The following is a 15,045-nucleotide window of genomic DNA, read 5'->3' as shown; positions in this document are numbered from 1 at the left end:
TCGTTGGTTTGGGGTATTTTAAAAACGGCAATAAGGTGCTCGTACTTTAGCAAGATGGAGCACATTACAGACCCAATACCGCCTTTAGCTTGCCGTACCCGTTGCGGCTTACATTGATCTTCACGCCGTTCTTAAGAATAGCCACATGTCCGTCTTTTTCATAAGGGTCAATACGGGTAATTTCCTGCACGTTGACAATATAGGACCGGTGGCTGCGTACAAACAGGTCCGCCGGCAAAAAAGCTTCAAAAAAAGACATGGTCTTATTTTTAAGAAAGTAGCCCTCCCTGGTAAAGATCTTTACAAAATCGTCTGCCGCTTCCAGATACAGAACCTCCTGAACAGGGATGATCTTGATCTTACTTCCGTTTTTTACAACGATACGGTTATTGGAATTGGGTAATTGAATATCGTTGAGCAGCTCCTGTGTGTTGGTTTGACTTACTTTATGCTGGGCCAAAAACTTATTCACCGCCTTATCAAAACGTTCCTGGTCAAACGGCTTCAACAGGTAGTCCACTGCATGCGCTTCAAATGCTTTGATTGCATACTCATCAAAAGCGGTAGCAAAAATAACGGCGGGTGGTTCCTCGATCAGCTCCAGCATCTCAAAACCGCTGATCTTTGGCATTTGGATATCCAGGAAGATCAGGTCTGGTTTATGTTCCTGTATGGCTTTCATTCCCTCAAATCCATCGCCGCACTCCGCTACCAGCTCCAGTTGAGGATATTTTTGAAGATATTCCTTTACCATGCTTCTTGCCAGAAATTCGTCGTCGATAATGATTACTTTGCTCATGCGTGTTGCGGTATTTTAACAATTGTATAATAAATATTGTCTTTCGTTTTTGTAGACAGCAGGTCATTTCGTCCATATAAAAGATACAACCTTCTTTTTATTGAGCTCAACCCAAAACCCGTACCGGTCTTTGGCAGGGAGGTTTCCGGGTCAAAGGGATTGGTGACCATAATGCACAATTCGTTTTGCTCCCGGGTACTCTCAATGGTGATCAGCGTTTCCCCAATAGTGTCATAAAGACCGAATTTGATCGCATTTTCAACAACCGGCTGCAGCAATAAGGTAGGCAACAGCAGGTCCTTTGTTTCTTCGGCGATCACAATAGAGGTCATCAACCGGTTTCCAAAGCGCACTTTTTCGATCTCCAAATATAGGTTCAAATAATTGATCTCTTCAGTGAGCGAGATCATTTGCGATTCTTCTTTTTTTAATGTTCCCCGGAGAAAATCGGATAACTGCTGCACCATTTTACGTGCCTGCTGGGGATTTAACCCGATGAGGGCGTTAATGGAATTGAGGCTGTTAAACAAAAAATGGGGTTGCAATTGCTGGCGCAGTTTAAACAGCTCCGCTTCGCGGGACAGGCGGTCTGCATCTGTACGCCGCTGCTCTACCTTCTGCCGCTCTACCCAGTTGTACCACAAAATAGCGGCGATCGTTAAAATGGTGAGTACGAGGAAGGCAACCACGGCCCGGATCACCAATGACCGGTTCAGGAACGAAAGATAGGCTTCGGAATCATCCAGGAATATTTTAAGAAAGGTATTTGAAATAAACAGCCACAGACCGGTCATGATCAAACAGGAAGCAATAACGCTGCTGTACTGATAGCTGGAAGGAAGGTAGTATTTTGTAACATTGAGCATTAACAACCCCGCCAGCAGCAACAGGAAATTGCTCACCAGGCTGTCGGTGATCACAATATAAAGCGGCAATTCAAAATAATTCCGCAAAAAAAATGCCTGCACATTCACCAGCACTACCCAGCCAATGATGAGGGAGATCAGGAATCTTTTTGCTGTTAACGGAGATGCAGACACTTGGGTTATTCGGGATTTCAGGTTTGAGATTCGAGAGATTTATATTTTAGTCAGAACGGCCACGGCCCATCTATACCCCACAGCCTGTTCATTTTTACCATTAACTATTCGCTTCTTCATTATAGACGATTCACTCACCATAAACTTTTCACTATTCATTTTTCACCATTCCCAATTCACCATTCACCACTAAAAACTCTTAATATCGATCCCGCCTAAAATTACGGTACCTTTTAATACCAGCGTTTTTGAAGTATCCACATTTCCCATAGACACCCGCTTATCCTTTACCTCTCCCAGGATGGCCACTGCTTCAGAGATCACATTCCAGTGAGAAGGGATCAGCAAAGTAGCACCGCCGAATATGGCAGTCACCTCCAATACGGCCGTTCCGCTGATATCCGCCTGCAGCAGATCGATCTCGCTCCCTCCAAATACATTCACCATGTCCCCTCCGCGGAAGTTCTTCGATAGCACTTTTTTCTTGGTACCTCCAAAAATGGAAGTGGCATCGATCATGTCCTCATTGCTGATGCTGCCGCGATAGGTCTTTTTTCCAGCAGGGTCACCGGTATTAGGGTCCTGGGTAATAAATTCATATGTTTTTTTGGGGCGCAGGATAAAAAACAGGCCCGCCCCGATCAATGCGATGGGAAAAATAAATTTGCGCAATCTATTAAAAAGAAAAAATTCATTTACGAGGAGCAGCGATCCAACCAGGATCAAGATCAGCCATGCCGGCCCCTGGAAGTTTTTGCGAAACCCGATAAATACACCCAGTACGATCAGGAACATCTGCCAGGAAAGCATAAAATCGGGAAAAATAAAACCCATTTTTTTAAGCAGGTACACAATACCGATCAGCACTAAAAACAGTCCTACCCATATATGGCCCTGCGCATTGCGCTCCTTAAAATAGGGCTGCTGGGGGCTGGATGTTTTTTGCTCAGCAGGTCCGGTTTTTTCTGATTTATTATAGTATTCGGTATTGTACGGATTATTTTCACTCATCGTTCACTATTTTTTGTAAAAATACCCCCCTAAGATAGGCCTTACAATAGATTTTTCGCATGTAAACGCCAGATATCGGTAAATGGACAGATTGGCACGGCGAATGACAAGCCCGTTTTTTTGGACGCGCCGGTTTACCGGTCAAAATCACCCTTCTGAGGCCACAAACTCAAATTTTTGGCCGTCAAACAGCCCTTTGTCGCTTAGTTTCAGGGCCGGTATCACCAGCAGTGCCATAAAAGAAAGGGTCATGAAAGGAGCAGAAAGTGTAGCCCCCATGTCCTTTACCATCTGATCTATAGCCGTATAGGCTGCGGCAACCTGGTATCCATCGGCATTACTCATTAAACCGGCCACCGGCAACGGCACTATGGCTTCCTGCCCGCCATCCACGGCAGCCACTCCACCTTTTTCCGCAATAACAAGATTTACCGCCCTGCACAGGCTTTCATCATCGACCCCAACGGCGATAATATTATGACTATCATGGGCTACCGATGAGGCCATGGCTCCCCTTTTCAGACCAAAATTTTTGACAAAGGTCAGGGCCGGCGCGGCTTTATAATACCGGTTCACAACCGTAATTTTCAGAAGGTCCTGGTCCGGATCGCTTATATAATACCCTTCTTCCAAACGGGGTTGCATAATTAAGTGATTGGTTATCAATTGACCATCCAGCGCTTCGATGACCGGCACTCCCGGTGAACCGGTAACCGGCATCCTGAAATCCAACGAAGTAGATAATGGACAATTAAAATGATTGATAACGGGGGCCGGGGAGGCCCGGATAAGCGTTTTTCCTTCGGTAGCTACCAGCAATCCGTTGATAAAAGTTTTAAGCGGTTTAAAATACAGCAGGTCCTTTACCAGTACAAGATCCGCCGGATCGCCGGCCTTCAGCAGTCCCACATCCAGCTTATAATGCAAAACCGGATTGACGCAGGCTGCCTGCAATACATGAAAGACATCCATCCCCTTTGCCACTGCCCGGGCGCACAACTGGTTGATGTGACCAGCTTCCAGGCTGTCGGGGTGTTTATCATCACTGCAAAACATGATGGCATCCGGATAATCTTTCAAAAGATCGATCAACGCTTCAAAATTCTTTGCGGCGCTGCCCTCCCGGATAAGAATTTTCATTCCGGCTTTTAGTTTATCCAGCGCCTCCTCCTTCGTAAAACACTCATGATCGGTGCCCGGAAGCCCGGCAACTTCATCAGCGATCGCCGCTGCATACCGCCGGGCCTCCTCCCCCCGTAAACCCGGGGCATGCCCGTCGACCGGCTTCCCGGCCCAGTGGGCAGCTTTTATTTTTTCCAGTACGTCCGCATCGCCTGCCAACACGCCGGGGAAGTTCATCATTTCACTCAGGTACCGGATCTCGGGATGTTGCAGCAGAGCATCCACTTCCTGTACACCAAGCCGGGCTCCCGCCGTTTCAAAGTCGGTAGCCGGCACACAGCTGGGTGCTCCGAAATTAAATTTAAATGGGACGGTCTTTCCGTTATCGATCATGTATTGCACACCCTCCATGCCGCATACGTTCGCGATCTCATGCGGATCACTTACGGTGCCCACCGTACCATGCACTACTGCCAGTCGCGCAAATTCTGCAGGCACCAGCATGCTGCTTTCAATATGCACATGGCTATCAATGAAGCCCGGTATGATATATGGTTCACCGGATATTTCACGATCATCCAGCACTGTTATCCGGTTAATATGCCCTTCATCAAATTCAAGCATCGCAAAACAGATCTTCCGCTGTTTAATATCTACAAGATTCCCTTTTACCTGCTTCATTCTTTTATACTTTGGGTAAATGTAAAAAAATGTATTAAAAAAATAACGGTTCTGTCGAATGGAGCTGCAATACCACCGGATTTTCCTTCCGGCGTACAACAATATCAAATATCACCGCCAGCGTTCCCCGGAACCGGAAAAAACCAGGAAGACAATTGTTCTATTAAAGGGGTAAAATTCCGGTATAGGGATCAAAGTCCTGTGCTTACACGGGAGAGATAGTCGTTCAAAAGCTGACGGGCGATCTCCTCGGCGGCCACTAAAATAATCCGCACTTTTTCGCCCAGCGCAGTGAGCGCATGATCCGGTACGGCAAAGTCATTACTGTAGCGAGCTCCGGTATAAGAAGCTTCCAGTATATCCAGCATTTCAAATTCAGTCGGTGTTTGAAAAACGGTGTCCAGTCTTTTATGGATACGGGCACAGTGACAAAGCAGTTGTTTGATCGAATGCTGACGCAGCTGGATACCCGAAAAGGCTGCTGCAAATCCGCGCAATGTAAGTTCGGCCGCCTGGTGCAACATAAAACAGGCCAGCTCATTGGCACCTTTTTTCTGCAACCAGTAAAAATTCTCAAAGATCCCTTGTCCTCGTTGGTACCCGATCTCGAAAACCTTTTTTGCCCTTAAAAGCCGGTCTTGCATGTTTCCGCCATCCGACAGGTCAAAAACAGCTCCCTCCCGGCTATAAACCAGTTTATCCTTGATACAGTTCATTACATAAAAAAGGTTTCCCTGTTTTCTTTGCTGCCGAAGCTGCGCACAGGGACACAACGTAAACTGTATGTCCCAGTCGCTATACGTTGCAGTATGGATATAAGCCCCCAGCTCTCTGAAACCACGTGTTTCCTGCGGCTTCAGCACGATCAGCAAATCCAGGAAGTGTTGTTCAGGGTCACATTTCAGTTCAAAAACAAACTCCGGACTACACAGGCAGGATATCCAGGAAATGATCTGCTCTTTTGAAGGTATCAGCGGCACATGCTGACTTTCATTGCCGGGGAGCTGCTGCGGGCAGAACATCCGTTCCACATCAGGCAACAGGTCAAATAAATAATGTGCAAATCCCCGCTCCGCCTCTTTTACAATCAGCTGCTTCAACAGATATCGCTTTTCAGCAGCACCCCAGCCGGGAAAGCGTGCCTTGCCGCTGTAATTCAGAGGTTGGGCGCCAGGCTCAGTATCATTTTTCATTTGTTAGCTTTTTATAGGTCAGAAAATCAATTACAGGCAAAAAATTAATCGCAGTGAAACGCGGAAAGTTCTTCAATCAAAAAGAGGGTATCTACTTTCTGCGGCTTAGTTCGAAGCATCCCCTCGCGCTTCTTCTTCAAGATCGAACAGCGCGGGATACAGCCGGATCATATGGTAGGGTGCCCGCAGCATACACAACAACGACTCGTATTCAAAAAGGATATTTTTACGGTCGATATTAAAATGCCCGCCATATCCCAACACACAATCCAGGACCGACCATAGGTAGATACGGGCTTTGCGCTCGGCATATTTAGACGTAATATCCAGTATCTGGCGGTATGCATTGCTGGTTTCCTGCAGGTATTTATAAACGGCATTTTTGTCGGAAACAAACACTTTTTTTTTCTTCATTTTAAACCACTCACTCAGAGTAAAATGGACCGCGTCCATCAGTAAATGGAAATACACGGCAAATCGCAATAAAAATTTCCGGTCCATATCATCGCTAAAAGCGCTGTATTCCGCACAAACAGTACAATGTACCCATTCACTCCATTGAGTATGCAGGTCTTCCAGCGTGTTGTTATCCAGCACATACATCAGGCATTGAAACGGATGCGACTTAACAAGATGCAAAAAATGGTAGGAAGGCTTAAATTCGTCCTCATCGAAAATGGACGGCCCTTCGAGCGGCTTTTCCCAATCAAATTCATTTATCGGGGCCGGATCGTAAACGATCGAAAGAATCTCATTATTTTTGTTGATCATAGCTTGGCTGTTTTTATTGTTAGCACCCCAAATATACAAACATATTTGGTGAAATCAAACAAAAATGAATAAATTTTCAACTTTTTTTGAGCGACTGGAGGAGTTTAGTACTCTGGAAGGGTTTAAGTCGATCAATGATTTTGCCATTAACGGATTGAAATACAGATCTTCGCAAAAGTTAAACCGGCTCCGGGATGGCAAAAACAAGCCTTCCCTTGAGATCATTGAAGACATTAAAAACAAGTTTGCAAATGCGAACCTGAACTGGCTGATTGCGAATAAAGGAGAAAAATACCTCGATGGAGTTGACCATGTGATGCAGGAGCCCGGGCCCAGGCCCTGTAAAGAATGCCAATTGCGGGATAAGATCATAACCTCGCAGGAGCAGGCCATAAAAGCCTTACAGGGGCAAGCCGATGCATTACAGCTAAGTATGGAGATCATAAGCCGGAAGACTATCCGTAAAAATCCGTAAAATTCCTTTCATCAGTCCCGCGTTTTTCTGCGTTCACCTTTTTTGGCGATTGCCTTACCCCGTCATATTTTCTAAATTTATACGTTGGCAAATACCGGCTTAAAATTTTTATTATATGCCTAAATATGTAATCGAGCGGGAAATTCCCGGCGCAGGAAGTCTTACTTCCGATCAGCTAAAAAATGTTTCCCAAACCTCCTGCAATGTGTTGCGCGAACTGGGATCTGAAATCCAGTGGGTACAGAGCTATGTAACCGGCGACAAGATCTATTGCGTGTATATTGCTCCAAACGAGGAACAAATCAGGGAACACGCAAAGCGGGGTGGGTTTCCCGCCAATGCTGTTAATGAGATCTCCGCCATCATCGATCCCACCACCGCGGAATAAAGCGGTGATCTCCGAAAACAACACCTTCGGCAATCTGGCACCTCAATCTTCCAGCAGGTCCGGGCGGCGGTCTTTTGTGCGCTGTACGGCCTGTTCATAGCGCCATTCTTCAATTTTAGCGTGGTTTCCGCTCATGAGTACATCCGGAACTTCCATGCCTTCAAACACAACCGGGCGGGTATATACGGGAGGTGCCAGCAGGTTGTCCTGAAAGGAGTCGGTGAGGGCCGACGTTTCGTCATTCAGTACCCCCGGCAGCAACCGGCCGATCGAATCTACCAGAACGGCCGCAGCCAGTTCCCCTCCGCTGAGCACATAATCGCCAATGGAAATTTCGAGGGTCACATATTTTTCCCGGATACGTTCATCGATGCCTTTATAATGGCCGCAAATGATCAGCAGGTTTTCTCTCAAAGAAAGCGTATTGGCCATGCGCTGGTTCAGTGTTTTTCCATCAGGTGTTACATAGATGATTTCATCAAATTTCCGGATCGCCGAAAGCTCAGTAATGGCGTTGACCAGCGGCTCACACATCATTACCATACCGGCGCCCCCGCCATATTGATAGTCATCCACCTGGCCATATTCATTCACCGCCCATTTCCGCAATGGGTGCACTGCCACCGTTAGCAGGCCTTTATCCTGGGCACGTTTCATGATGCTGTGTTCAAAAGGGCTCGTTAATAATTCAGGCAGAACGGAAATGATATCAATATGCATGATACTATTTAAGATTTGAAAATTCAGATTCGAGAATTGAAATCTGGGATTTGGGATTTAGATTTTTGATTTTTCGTCTCAATCCTCACCGTCCATAAAATCATCCAGCTCTCTGCGTTCCTTTTTGGTAGGACGCCCGATCTTGCTCAATCGCTTGCCACTAAAAAAGGAAGTTGCCTGTACCTTTGCTTTTTCCAGTTCTTCAGGCGGCGTCAGGTCGGTGTAGTGCTTTACGGCTTCCTCGTATTTAACACGGGTATGCAGCAATCCTGTAACCCGGATCACCCATTTACGGCCTTCTGTCCGCACATCATATACATCGCCCAAATGCACGTTCTTTCCTGGTTTTGCAGATTCCTCCTGGTACTTCACCTTCCCGCTGTTACAGGCATCCGTAGCCAGCCGTCTTGTTTTAAAAAGCCGGATGGACCAGAGGTATTTGTCTAAACGTAATTTTTCTTTTTCCATGAAAACGATTTGAAATAGCTGATTATGCGCTCACCAGATTTTTCACAACACTGCTTCCCCGGGTAAGATTACTGATGAACAGCATTACTGCAACAGAGGTGTGCGACGCAACCTGGCTTCATAGTAGTACTACAGCCAGGTCCATAAAAGCCTTATTGTAACCCGGTTTATCCCCGGAAAAAATACAAGACCGGCAACGTTTAGCCACAAACAGGAAATATCAAAATCCCAAATGATCTTATTCCCCGAAAAACTTATGAAAATAAGGGATCGTTTCAATACCCTTATAATAGTTTTCGATATTGTATTTTTCATTCGGGCTGTGCAGGCCGTCATTATCCAGGCCAAAGCCCATGAAGATGATCTTGATGCCCAGTTCGTTCTCCAGCACGGAACAAATAGGAATACTGCCGCCTCCCTTTACCGGGATGGGTGTTTTCCCAAATGTGGTCTCCAGCGCTTTGGAAGCCGCCTGATACCCCTTACCATCAATAGGTGTGCCATAAGGCTCGCCTCCATGATGCTCAAAAGCATGCACACCCACACAGGAAGGAGCGATCTTACGGAAATGCTCCAACAGCAATTTGGTAATCTTTTCGCTGGACTGGTTGGGTACCAGCCTTGCCGAGATCTTGGCAGTGGCCTTCGCCGGCAGTACCGTTTTAGCGCCTTCCCCGGTATAACCGCCCCAGATCCCGTTCAGCTCCAGGGTTGGCCGGATACCGGTACGTTCGTAGGTAGTGAATCCCCTCTCTCCGTACAGTTCCTTAATGCCGATCTCACTTTTATATTCCTGTTCATTAAACGGAGCTTTATTGATCAGCGCCCGCTCTTCAGCCGGGATCTCCAGCACATCATCGTAAAAACCGGGGATCGTAATATGGTTGTTCTCATCATGACAACTGGCGATCATCTTCGACAGGATCACAATGGGGTTGGCCACCGCACCACCGTAGGTACCACTGTGCAGGTCCCTGGCGGCGGCTGTTAATTCTATTTCTATATAGCTGAGCCCGCGCACACCGGTATCCAGCGATGGGTTTTCCATGCTCAGCAGCGAGCTGTCGCTGATCAGGATCACATCGGCTTTCAGCAACTCTTTGTTGGCGGCCACAAATGCCGCCAGGTTGGGAGAGCCTACTTCTTCTTCGCCCTCAATGATGAATTTGATATTCGTCGCCATGGTATCCGTTTTCACCATTGTTTCCAGCGCCTTCACATGCATGTAGAATTGTCCTTTGTCATCAGCACTGCCACGTGCAAATACCTTATCATCTTTAATGGTTGGTTCAAAGGGAGGCGTATTCCACAGTTCCAGCGGTTCTACAGGCTGTACATCGTAGTGGCCATACACTAATACCGTCGGTTTGGATGGGTCAACGATCTTTTCACCATACACAGCCGGATGGCCACCGGTTTCCATTACTTCCGCTTTATCACAGCCGGATGCCAGCAATGCTGCCTTTACGGCCTCCGCGCATTGCTTCATATCTGCTTTGTTCTCGCTCTTGGCACTGATGGAGGGAATGCGTAAGAGATCCATCATCTCATTGAGAAAGCGCTCTTTATGCTCCTCCTGGTATTTTTTCCATACTTCAGACATAGTATAATTTTTTGTCTTGCGAAGGTAAGGAATTGAGTGATTGGCCGGAAAATATGAACATATCTGAGATGCCTTACGGATGCTGGCTGCCGCTTATACACAGATGAACAGCGCAAACACATGCCTGCAATGATTTAGATGCGGAGGATAAAAATCAAACATATCTGCCGTCATTCTTATGAGATCTCCCGCATACCGGTACCCGTCTGCTGAAATGTATAAACGCTTATACTGAGGCCGTTAATGCGCAATTGAGGCTTGGAAGCGCCTGGCAATGATCTAAAATTAAGACCACCGGCCCACCCCGGGGCACCCCTGCCCGATTTCCACCCATTTTTACCAACTCCCAAAAGAGGCATAAATATGCTTAACTTTAAAGAAACGGGCGAACAATGAAAAAAGAAATTATGGACGCCATTCTTAAGGCGCTCGAAAAAGATACAACCGGCATTATGCAGGAGATCGACACCCAGGAAAGCAATGCCGACATTGATACAGAAGCCACCGCCGACCTGGATGCGCTTTCCCAGCGGGATCAGGCCACGGATATATACAACCTGCTCCGGCAATCAAAGGAAACAGCGGAAAATACAGTGGCCATTGTAAAAAAATACCAGAATATATCCAGGAATGACATCGGCCCCGGCGCGCTGATAGAAACCACCGAACATTTTTTCCTTGTGGGTGTGGTGCTTCCGCCGCTGGACATCAATGATAAAAAGGTGATCGGTATTCCCCTGGATGCTCCTGCCTATGCCAACCTGGAAGGCAAGAAAAAGGGCGATGAAATTCATTTGGGTGAAGCTGATTACCTGATCCTTTCTGTACAATAGCGAGCATTGTGCATGCACTCCACAAGATGTACCGGATCTACTGTCCGAATATTGGCATATCCATTATAAATGCAGGGATCGGCTGCTCCTTTGCAGGATCTGCGCAGCAGGTTACGCATAGCATCAGTCAAATGCTCAGCGCTGATTGCTAGAAGTTAACCGGTTATTTCTTCGTAGCAACGATTATTGCCCGGAAATAGCCAACCGATTCGGCAATACCCATGAACGGATTGTTCATGTTGCGCTCGTGCTCAAGGCTCACCACACCGGTGTATTTCACCTTCCGCAGCATCTTTACAAACGCAGGGAAATCAATAATCCCCCTGCCTACTTCTACAGAGTAACCCTGTTTGGAAGGGCCGGTAACATCTTTCAGGTGAATATCGAACACCCGGGTATGGTACTTTTTAAGATCCGCAACCGGATCCTTTCCGGCACGGGTATCATGGCCAATATCCAGGCACATCCCGATCCGGGGATCCAGATCTTTAATATGCTTCCATATATCATCTGCATCCGGATACAGGGGCATATCCGGTCCGTGCAGGTGGATGGCATATTTCATGTCGTATTCTTTTACTTTTTTATCCACGTAAGGGAGCAATTCATAATTGGGAACACCCACGATCAATTTCACGCCAACCCTCCGGGCATATGCAAAAGCGCGGTCTATCTCTGCCTCTGTTTTCATATAAATAGGTCCCACGCCATACCCGGTAACGCCTTTCTCTTTCAGCTTCTGATGAAATGCTGCAATTTGTTCGTCGGTACTATTCAACGGAAGATGAAAATCTTTGATACATAAATAGTGCACATCGGCACGCTGCAGGGTCTGCAAAGCAGTATCCAGCCCAAACTTTGCAAATGTATAACCGGCCATGCCCAGTTTAAATTGCTCGCGGGTATCTGCGGGTGGCCGGGGATCCGGGCGCTTTCCGGCAGTTCCTTGGGCCAGTGCGCCCACACTTAAGTCAATTGCTAATAATAAAAGCAAGCAAATCCGTTTCATATTTCTGATTCAGTTTATATTAATGATCTGTACACGATGCCCTAAAAATATTAAATGTTTACCGCTTTGGATCGGGATCTGGCGTCTTTTTTAAGACAACGTTTTCGTCGCCCGGCTTCAAACGGCAGAAATCACGTCTGGCAGCTTCTATTTTTTCTTAAAAAATAAAAAACCGAATGGGCCCTGCCTCACAAAGCAGGTCTCCCGTAGGCAGCAAGCTTTCCCACTGTAATTTCCATAATGTGAACGGGCTGCCGGTCTGCAGTTTCCGGCCTTTTAAGGGATTATTTCCAGGCTTTAGCGAAGCATGATCCTGATCAAGTCAGGTAAAAGGGGTTTGGCCCGGTTCTTGAAAATGTACTATTACAAACTATAAACTATGATCAATTTGTTAACCATATTCGGAGCTTTTTTGTTCCTGTACAGCATTGGCGTATTTGCTGCGATCAGATTTAAGAAATAAATCAAGTGGTTTTCAGCAAAACACCCCTTCTTAAGCAGACCCACTGATCCGGGTCCTTTTTAAATGGAAGCACCCCTTCTTCTCTTTAACATTTTTATGATATTCCCGATTCCCGGTCATCTGGGTTTAGGGCAGGTGTTGTAATACATCTGGCCTGCTTTTAACCAGCCTGGAGGATCCGCCATACAGCGCATGCAAACCAATGCTATCACCGCACAGGTTCCGGCTTTCCCGGGTTCGTCCTCAGGATAAGTTCTGACTACTATTGCCAGATTCTTTGTACCTTCGAACCATGGCTATTTTAAAATTCAGGGTATATTTTGAAGAAGATGACAGTATCTACAGAGATATTGCAGTGCTGCATACCCAGTACTTTTTTGACCTGCATGAAACGATCCTGAAAGCGTTTGAATTTGATAATAAACATCAGGCTACTTTTTTCAGAAGCAATGACCAATGGCAGAAAGGAAGGGAGATCACCCTTGATCAGTATCCGGACAGGAATTATAAAGTAGCACCCCTGCTGATGCGCACCACTACCATCGGTTCAGAAATAAAAAATACAAACCAACGCTTTACATACAGCTACGATTTTCAAAAACACTGGGATTTTTTAATCGAGCTGATCAATGTTTCAAAAGAAGGGAGCACGCCGGCGGATTATCCTAAAATAACCCGCACAGAAGGGATCAGCCCAAAACAATATGGCACTAAAGGGCTGCTGGGTGAAAAATTTGCTGACATCGAGGAAAAATATGACCTCACCCGGTCTGCAGAAGGCTTTGGGGAAAAAGGAGCAGATGGGGAGGATGTTGGTGTAGACGAAAACGTTGAAGATTATAACGACGGGCTGGACGATTAACCGTTGCAGCGCTGCCCGCCGGATCCGGATGCATGTCTCCGGCCCCTCTCCGGTCATTCATTCCCGACTCTTGCTGTTCATACAATGTCCTTTCAAAAAAACACACTCATTGTCATTGCTGGCCCCACCGCGGTCGGCAAAACCGCAGTAGCCATCGAAGTTGCCCGGCAGCTGGATACTGTGATCCTGTCGGCAGACAGCCGCCAGTGTTTTAAAGAACTGTCAATTGGTGTGGCCCGGCCCACGGGAGCAGAGTTGACCACCGTTCCCCATTATTTTATTGCTTCTCATAGCATTCAGGAAGAGATGAATGCGGCGATCTATGAAACATATGCATTGCAGTTACTGGAAGAGCTGTTCCGGCAACATCCGGTTGTTATTCTCACCGGTGGCACAGGCCTCTATATAAAAGCGCTTCTGGAAGGACTGGATCCGGTACCGCAAGTGCCGGAAAAGATCCGGGAAGAGATCATTGCCGCTTATCAGGCAAAAGGTCTTGACTGGCTGCGGGAAACCCTTGAAAAAGCAGACCCTCTTTTTGCCGCCAAAGGAGAAATGAAGAACCCGCAGCGGATGATGCGTGCCCTGGAAGTAGCAAAAGCTACCGGAACGTCCATTCTCCGGTTTCAATCACAAAAAAAAGCTCAACGGCTTTTCGGTACCATTTGCATCGGGCTGGAGCTGCCCAGGCCCCTGCTTTATGAGCGCATCAACCAACGGGTGGAGGCCATGATGACCGCCGGGCTGGAAGCGGAAGTAAGAAGCCTGCTGCCCCTGCGTCATCACAATGCCTTACAAACGGTAGGCTACCAGGAATTATTCTCGTATTTTGACGGGACCCTTACGAAAGAGGATGCGGTAGCCCTCATCCGGCAACACACACGGCATTATGCCAAAAGACAGCTTACCTGGTTTAAAAAACAGCCGGGGTTCCATTGGATACAACCCGCCGCTTACCCGACTATTTTACCGCTTATAAAATCCCGGCTGGAGGAAAAAGAAAAATAGCATCTCATTTTCAAACTTTTAGGAGGGCTTATTGTTAGTACCCCTTCTACGGGAAAAGGGAATTTAAAGATTTTTTAATCCCTGTTAGTTCGTATTTTACCGAACTAACCGTAAGTTTGCAGTTCGTTTTCAAAATTATGGTAGCAACAAAAAAAGAATTATACCAGGACATGGTGGCCTTCTATGGCAATCTTTACGGGCTTCCACCGTTGAACGCCAAGATCTACGTTTATATGATGATCGATCCGAAGACGGACGGATATACGTTTGATGAACTGCTGGAAAAGTTCAATGTCAGCAAGAGTTCATTGTCCAACAGCCTGCAGATGCTGATACAGAACAAATACGTGGAATACATTACTCCCATAGATTCACGCAAACGCTACTACCGCATCAATCCCAAGTTCATGGGGATCCGCTTTGGGAACATACTCGACAAGCTCGTACGGGAAAAAGAACTAATGCAGCGCATGATCCAGTGCAATAGCGAAGCAAAAACGCCCAATGAGCAGGTTATAAAAGGGATCCATCAATACATCGGCATTTTAGACAAGCATATAAAAACAGTGGAAAGCACCGTAAAAAGTTTACACCAATAA

16 protein-coding genes are annotated in these 15,045 nt (G+C 46.6%); 6 read left to right on the top strand and 10 right to left on the bottom strand.

The window, feature by feature from the left end:
- Window positions 1-64 precede the first annotated feature (64 nt).
- From B160_RS0120000 to B160_RS0119965, 6 genes are all read right to left on the bottom strand, one after another.
- A complete protein-coding gene (locus tag B160_RS0120000) occupies window positions 65-799 on the bottom strand; it encodes a LytR/AlgR family response regulator transcription factor (RefSeq protein ID WP_018629710.1) in 735 nt (244 codons plus the stop codon).
- Window positions 796-1,839, bottom strand: coding sequence for a sensor histidine kinase (locus B160_RS0119995; RefSeq protein ID WP_018629709.1), 1,044 nt, complete (start codon window positions 1,837-1,839; stop codon window positions 796-798). Before B160_RS0119995 ends, B160_RS0120000 begins: the two co-directional genes overlap by 4 nt.
- Window positions 1,840-2,028: 189 nt before the next feature.
- Window positions 2,029-2,850: a LiaF transmembrane domain-containing protein gene (locus tag B160_RS0119985; protein ID WP_018629707.1), complete on the bottom strand. Its 822-nt coding sequence runs from the start codon at window positions 2,848-2,850 to the stop codon at window positions 2,029-2,031.
- 147 nt (window positions 2,851-2,997) lie between these two features.
- Entirely contained in the window at window positions 2,998-4,653 is a 1,656-nt protein-coding gene (gene ade / locus B160_RS0119980) for an adenine deaminase (RefSeq protein WP_018629706.1), read from the bottom strand.
- Window positions 4,654-4,844: 191 nt separating this feature from the next.
- Window positions 4,845-5,846 (bottom strand): HEPN domain-containing protein, encoded by a 1,002-nt coding sequence (locus B160_RS0119970; RefSeq protein WP_018629704.1) that lies wholly within the window; start codon window positions 5,844-5,846, stop codon window positions 4,845-4,847.
- Window positions 5,847-5,951: 105 nt separating this feature from the next.
- Complete coding sequence (locus tag B160_RS0119965; protein ID WP_018629703.1) at window positions 5,952-6,617, bottom strand: hypothetical protein; 666 nt, start codon at window positions 6,615-6,617, stop codon at window positions 5,952-5,954.
- A gap of 64 nt (window positions 6,618-6,681) precedes the next feature.
- On the opposite strand from B160_RS0119965, the gene B160_RS0119960 reads away from it, so the two are divergent.
- Together B160_RS0119960 and B160_RS0119955 are read left to right on the top strand one after the other, a co-directional pair.
- A complete protein-coding gene (locus B160_RS0119960) occupies window positions 6,682-7,092 on the top strand; it encodes a hypothetical protein (protein ID WP_018629702.1) in 411 nt (136 codons plus the stop codon).
- A gap of 115 nt (window positions 7,093-7,207) precedes the next feature.
- Window positions 7,208-7,480: a DUF4242 domain-containing protein gene (locus tag B160_RS0119955; RefSeq protein ID WP_018629701.1), complete on the top strand. Its 273-nt coding sequence runs from the start codon at window positions 7,208-7,210 to the stop codon at window positions 7,478-7,480.
- Between the two features lie 42 nt (window positions 7,481-7,522).
- On the opposite strand, the gene trmD is transcribed toward B160_RS0119955, so the two are convergent.
- The 3 genes from trmD to B160_RS0119940 form a co-directional block, all read right to left on the bottom strand.
- Window positions 7,523-8,200 carry a tRNA (guanosine(37)-N1)-methyltransferase TrmD gene (trmD, locus tag B160_RS0119950; RefSeq protein WP_018629700.1) on the bottom strand — a complete coding sequence of 226 codons (678 nt, stop codon included), beginning with the start codon at window positions 8,198-8,200 and terminating at the stop codon, window positions 7,523-7,525.
- Window positions 8,201-8,278: 78 nt separating this feature from the next.
- Window positions 8,279-8,668, bottom strand: coding sequence for an RNA-binding S4 domain-containing protein (locus tag B160_RS0119945; protein ID WP_018629699.1), 390 nt, complete (start codon window positions 8,666-8,668; stop codon window positions 8,279-8,281).
- 238 nt (window positions 8,669-8,906) lie between these two features.
- The gene (locus B160_RS0119940) at window positions 8,907-10,271 is read right to left on the bottom strand and encodes a dipeptidase (RefSeq protein WP_018629698.1); all 1,365 of its coding nucleotides are present in this window, start codon (window positions 10,269-10,271) and stop codon (window positions 8,907-8,909) included.
- A gap of 392 nt (window positions 10,272-10,663) precedes the next feature.
- Between B160_RS0119940 and B160_RS0119930 the strand changes: the two genes are divergently transcribed.
- Entirely contained in the window at window positions 10,664-11,104 is a 441-nt protein-coding gene (locus B160_RS0119930) for a hypothetical protein (protein WP_018629696.1), read from the top strand.
- Between the two features lie 163 nt (window positions 11,105-11,267).
- Here B160_RS0119930 and B160_RS0119925 read toward each other — a convergent pair whose 3' ends face one another.
- A complete protein-coding gene (locus B160_RS0119925; RefSeq protein WP_018629695.1) occupies window positions 11,268-12,113 on the bottom strand; it encodes a sugar phosphate isomerase/epimerase family protein in 846 nt (281 codons plus the stop codon).
- A 755-nt stretch (window positions 12,114-12,868) separates the two neighbouring features.
- Here B160_RS0119925 and B160_RS0119915 point away from each other — a divergent pair.
- From B160_RS0119915 to B160_RS29750, 3 genes are all read left to right on the top strand, one after another.
- Entirely contained in the window at window positions 12,869-13,438 is a 570-nt protein-coding gene (locus B160_RS0119915) for an IS1096 element passenger TnpR family protein (RefSeq protein ID WP_018629694.1), read from the top strand.
- Window positions 13,439-13,522: 84 nt separating this feature from the next.
- On the top strand, window positions 13,523-14,446 hold the full coding sequence (gene miaA / locus B160_RS0119910; protein WP_018629693.1) for a tRNA (adenosine(37)-N6)-dimethylallyltransferase MiaA: 924 nt from the start codon (window positions 13,523-13,525) through the stop codon (window positions 14,444-14,446).
- A gap of 137 nt (window positions 14,447-14,583) precedes the next feature.
- Entirely contained in the window at window positions 14,584-15,045 is a 462-nt protein-coding gene (locus tag B160_RS29750) for a GbsR/MarR family transcriptional regulator (protein WP_018629692.1), read from the top strand.

Origin of the sequence: Niabella aurantiaca DSM 17617, assembly GCF_000374125.1 — a bacterium.
Lineage (GTDB): Bacteria > Bacteroidota > Bacteroidia > Chitinophagales > Chitinophagaceae > Niabella > Niabella aurantiaca.
The sequence above is the reverse complement of the archived record's forward strand: the minus strand, read 5'-3'. Positions and strand labels throughout refer to the sequence as shown.

Excerpts from the sequence above, each read along its gene's own strand:
- B160_RS0119965 (WP_018629703.1), bottom strand. The coding sequence starts at position 6,617 with ATGATCAACAAAAATAATGAGATTCTTTCGATCGTTTACGATCCGGCC.
- B160_RS0119940 (WP_018629698.1), bottom strand. The coding sequence starts at position 10,271 with ATGTCTGAAGTATGGAAAAAATACCAGGAGGAGCATAAAGAGCGCTTT.
- B160_RS0120000 (WP_018629710.1), bottom strand. The coding sequence starts at position 799 with ATGAGCAAAGTAATCATTATCGACGACGAATTTCTGGCAAGAAGCATG.
- B160_RS29750 (WP_018629692.1), top strand. The coding sequence starts at position 14,584 with ATGGTAGCAACAAAAAAAGAATTATACCAGGACATGGTGGCCTTCTAT.
- ade (WP_018629706.1), bottom strand. The coding sequence starts at position 4,653 with ATGAAGCAGGTAAAAGGGAATCTTGTAGATATTAAACAGCGGAAGATC.
- miaA (WP_018629693.1), top strand. The coding sequence starts at position 13,523 with ATGTCCTTTCAAAAAAACACACTCATTGTCATTGCTGGCCCCACCGCG.
- B160_RS0119960 (WP_018629702.1), top strand. The coding sequence starts at position 6,682 with ATGAATAAATTTTCAACTTTTTTTGAGCGACTGGAGGAGTTTAGTACT.
- B160_RS0119925 (WP_018629695.1), bottom strand. The coding sequence starts at position 12,113 with ATGAAACGGATTTGCTTGCTTTTATTATTAGCAATTGACTTAAGTGTG.
- B160_RS0119915 (WP_018629694.1), top strand. The coding sequence starts at position 12,869 with ATGGCTATTTTAAAATTCAGGGTATATTTTGAAGAAGATGACAGTATC.
- B160_RS0119945 (WP_018629699.1), bottom strand. The coding sequence starts at position 8,668 with ATGGAAAAAGAAAAATTACGTTTAGACAAATACCTCTGGTCCATCCGG.
- trmD (WP_018629700.1), bottom strand. The coding sequence starts at position 8,200 with ATGCATATTGATATCATTTCCGTTCTGCCTGAATTATTAACGAGCCCT.
- B160_RS0119985 (WP_018629707.1), bottom strand. The coding sequence starts at position 2,850 with ATGAGTGAAAATAATCCGTACAATACCGAATACTATAATAAATCAGAA.
- B160_RS0119970 (WP_018629704.1), bottom strand. The coding sequence starts at position 5,846 with ATGAAAAATGATACTGAGCCTGGCGCCCAACCTCTGAATTACAGCGGC.
- B160_RS0119930 (WP_018629696.1), top strand. The coding sequence starts at position 10,664 with ATGAAAAAAGAAATTATGGACGCCATTCTTAAGGCGCTCGAAAAAGAT.
- B160_RS0119955 (WP_018629701.1), top strand. The coding sequence starts at position 7,208 with ATGCCTAAATATGTAATCGAGCGGGAAATTCCCGGCGCAGGAAGTCTT.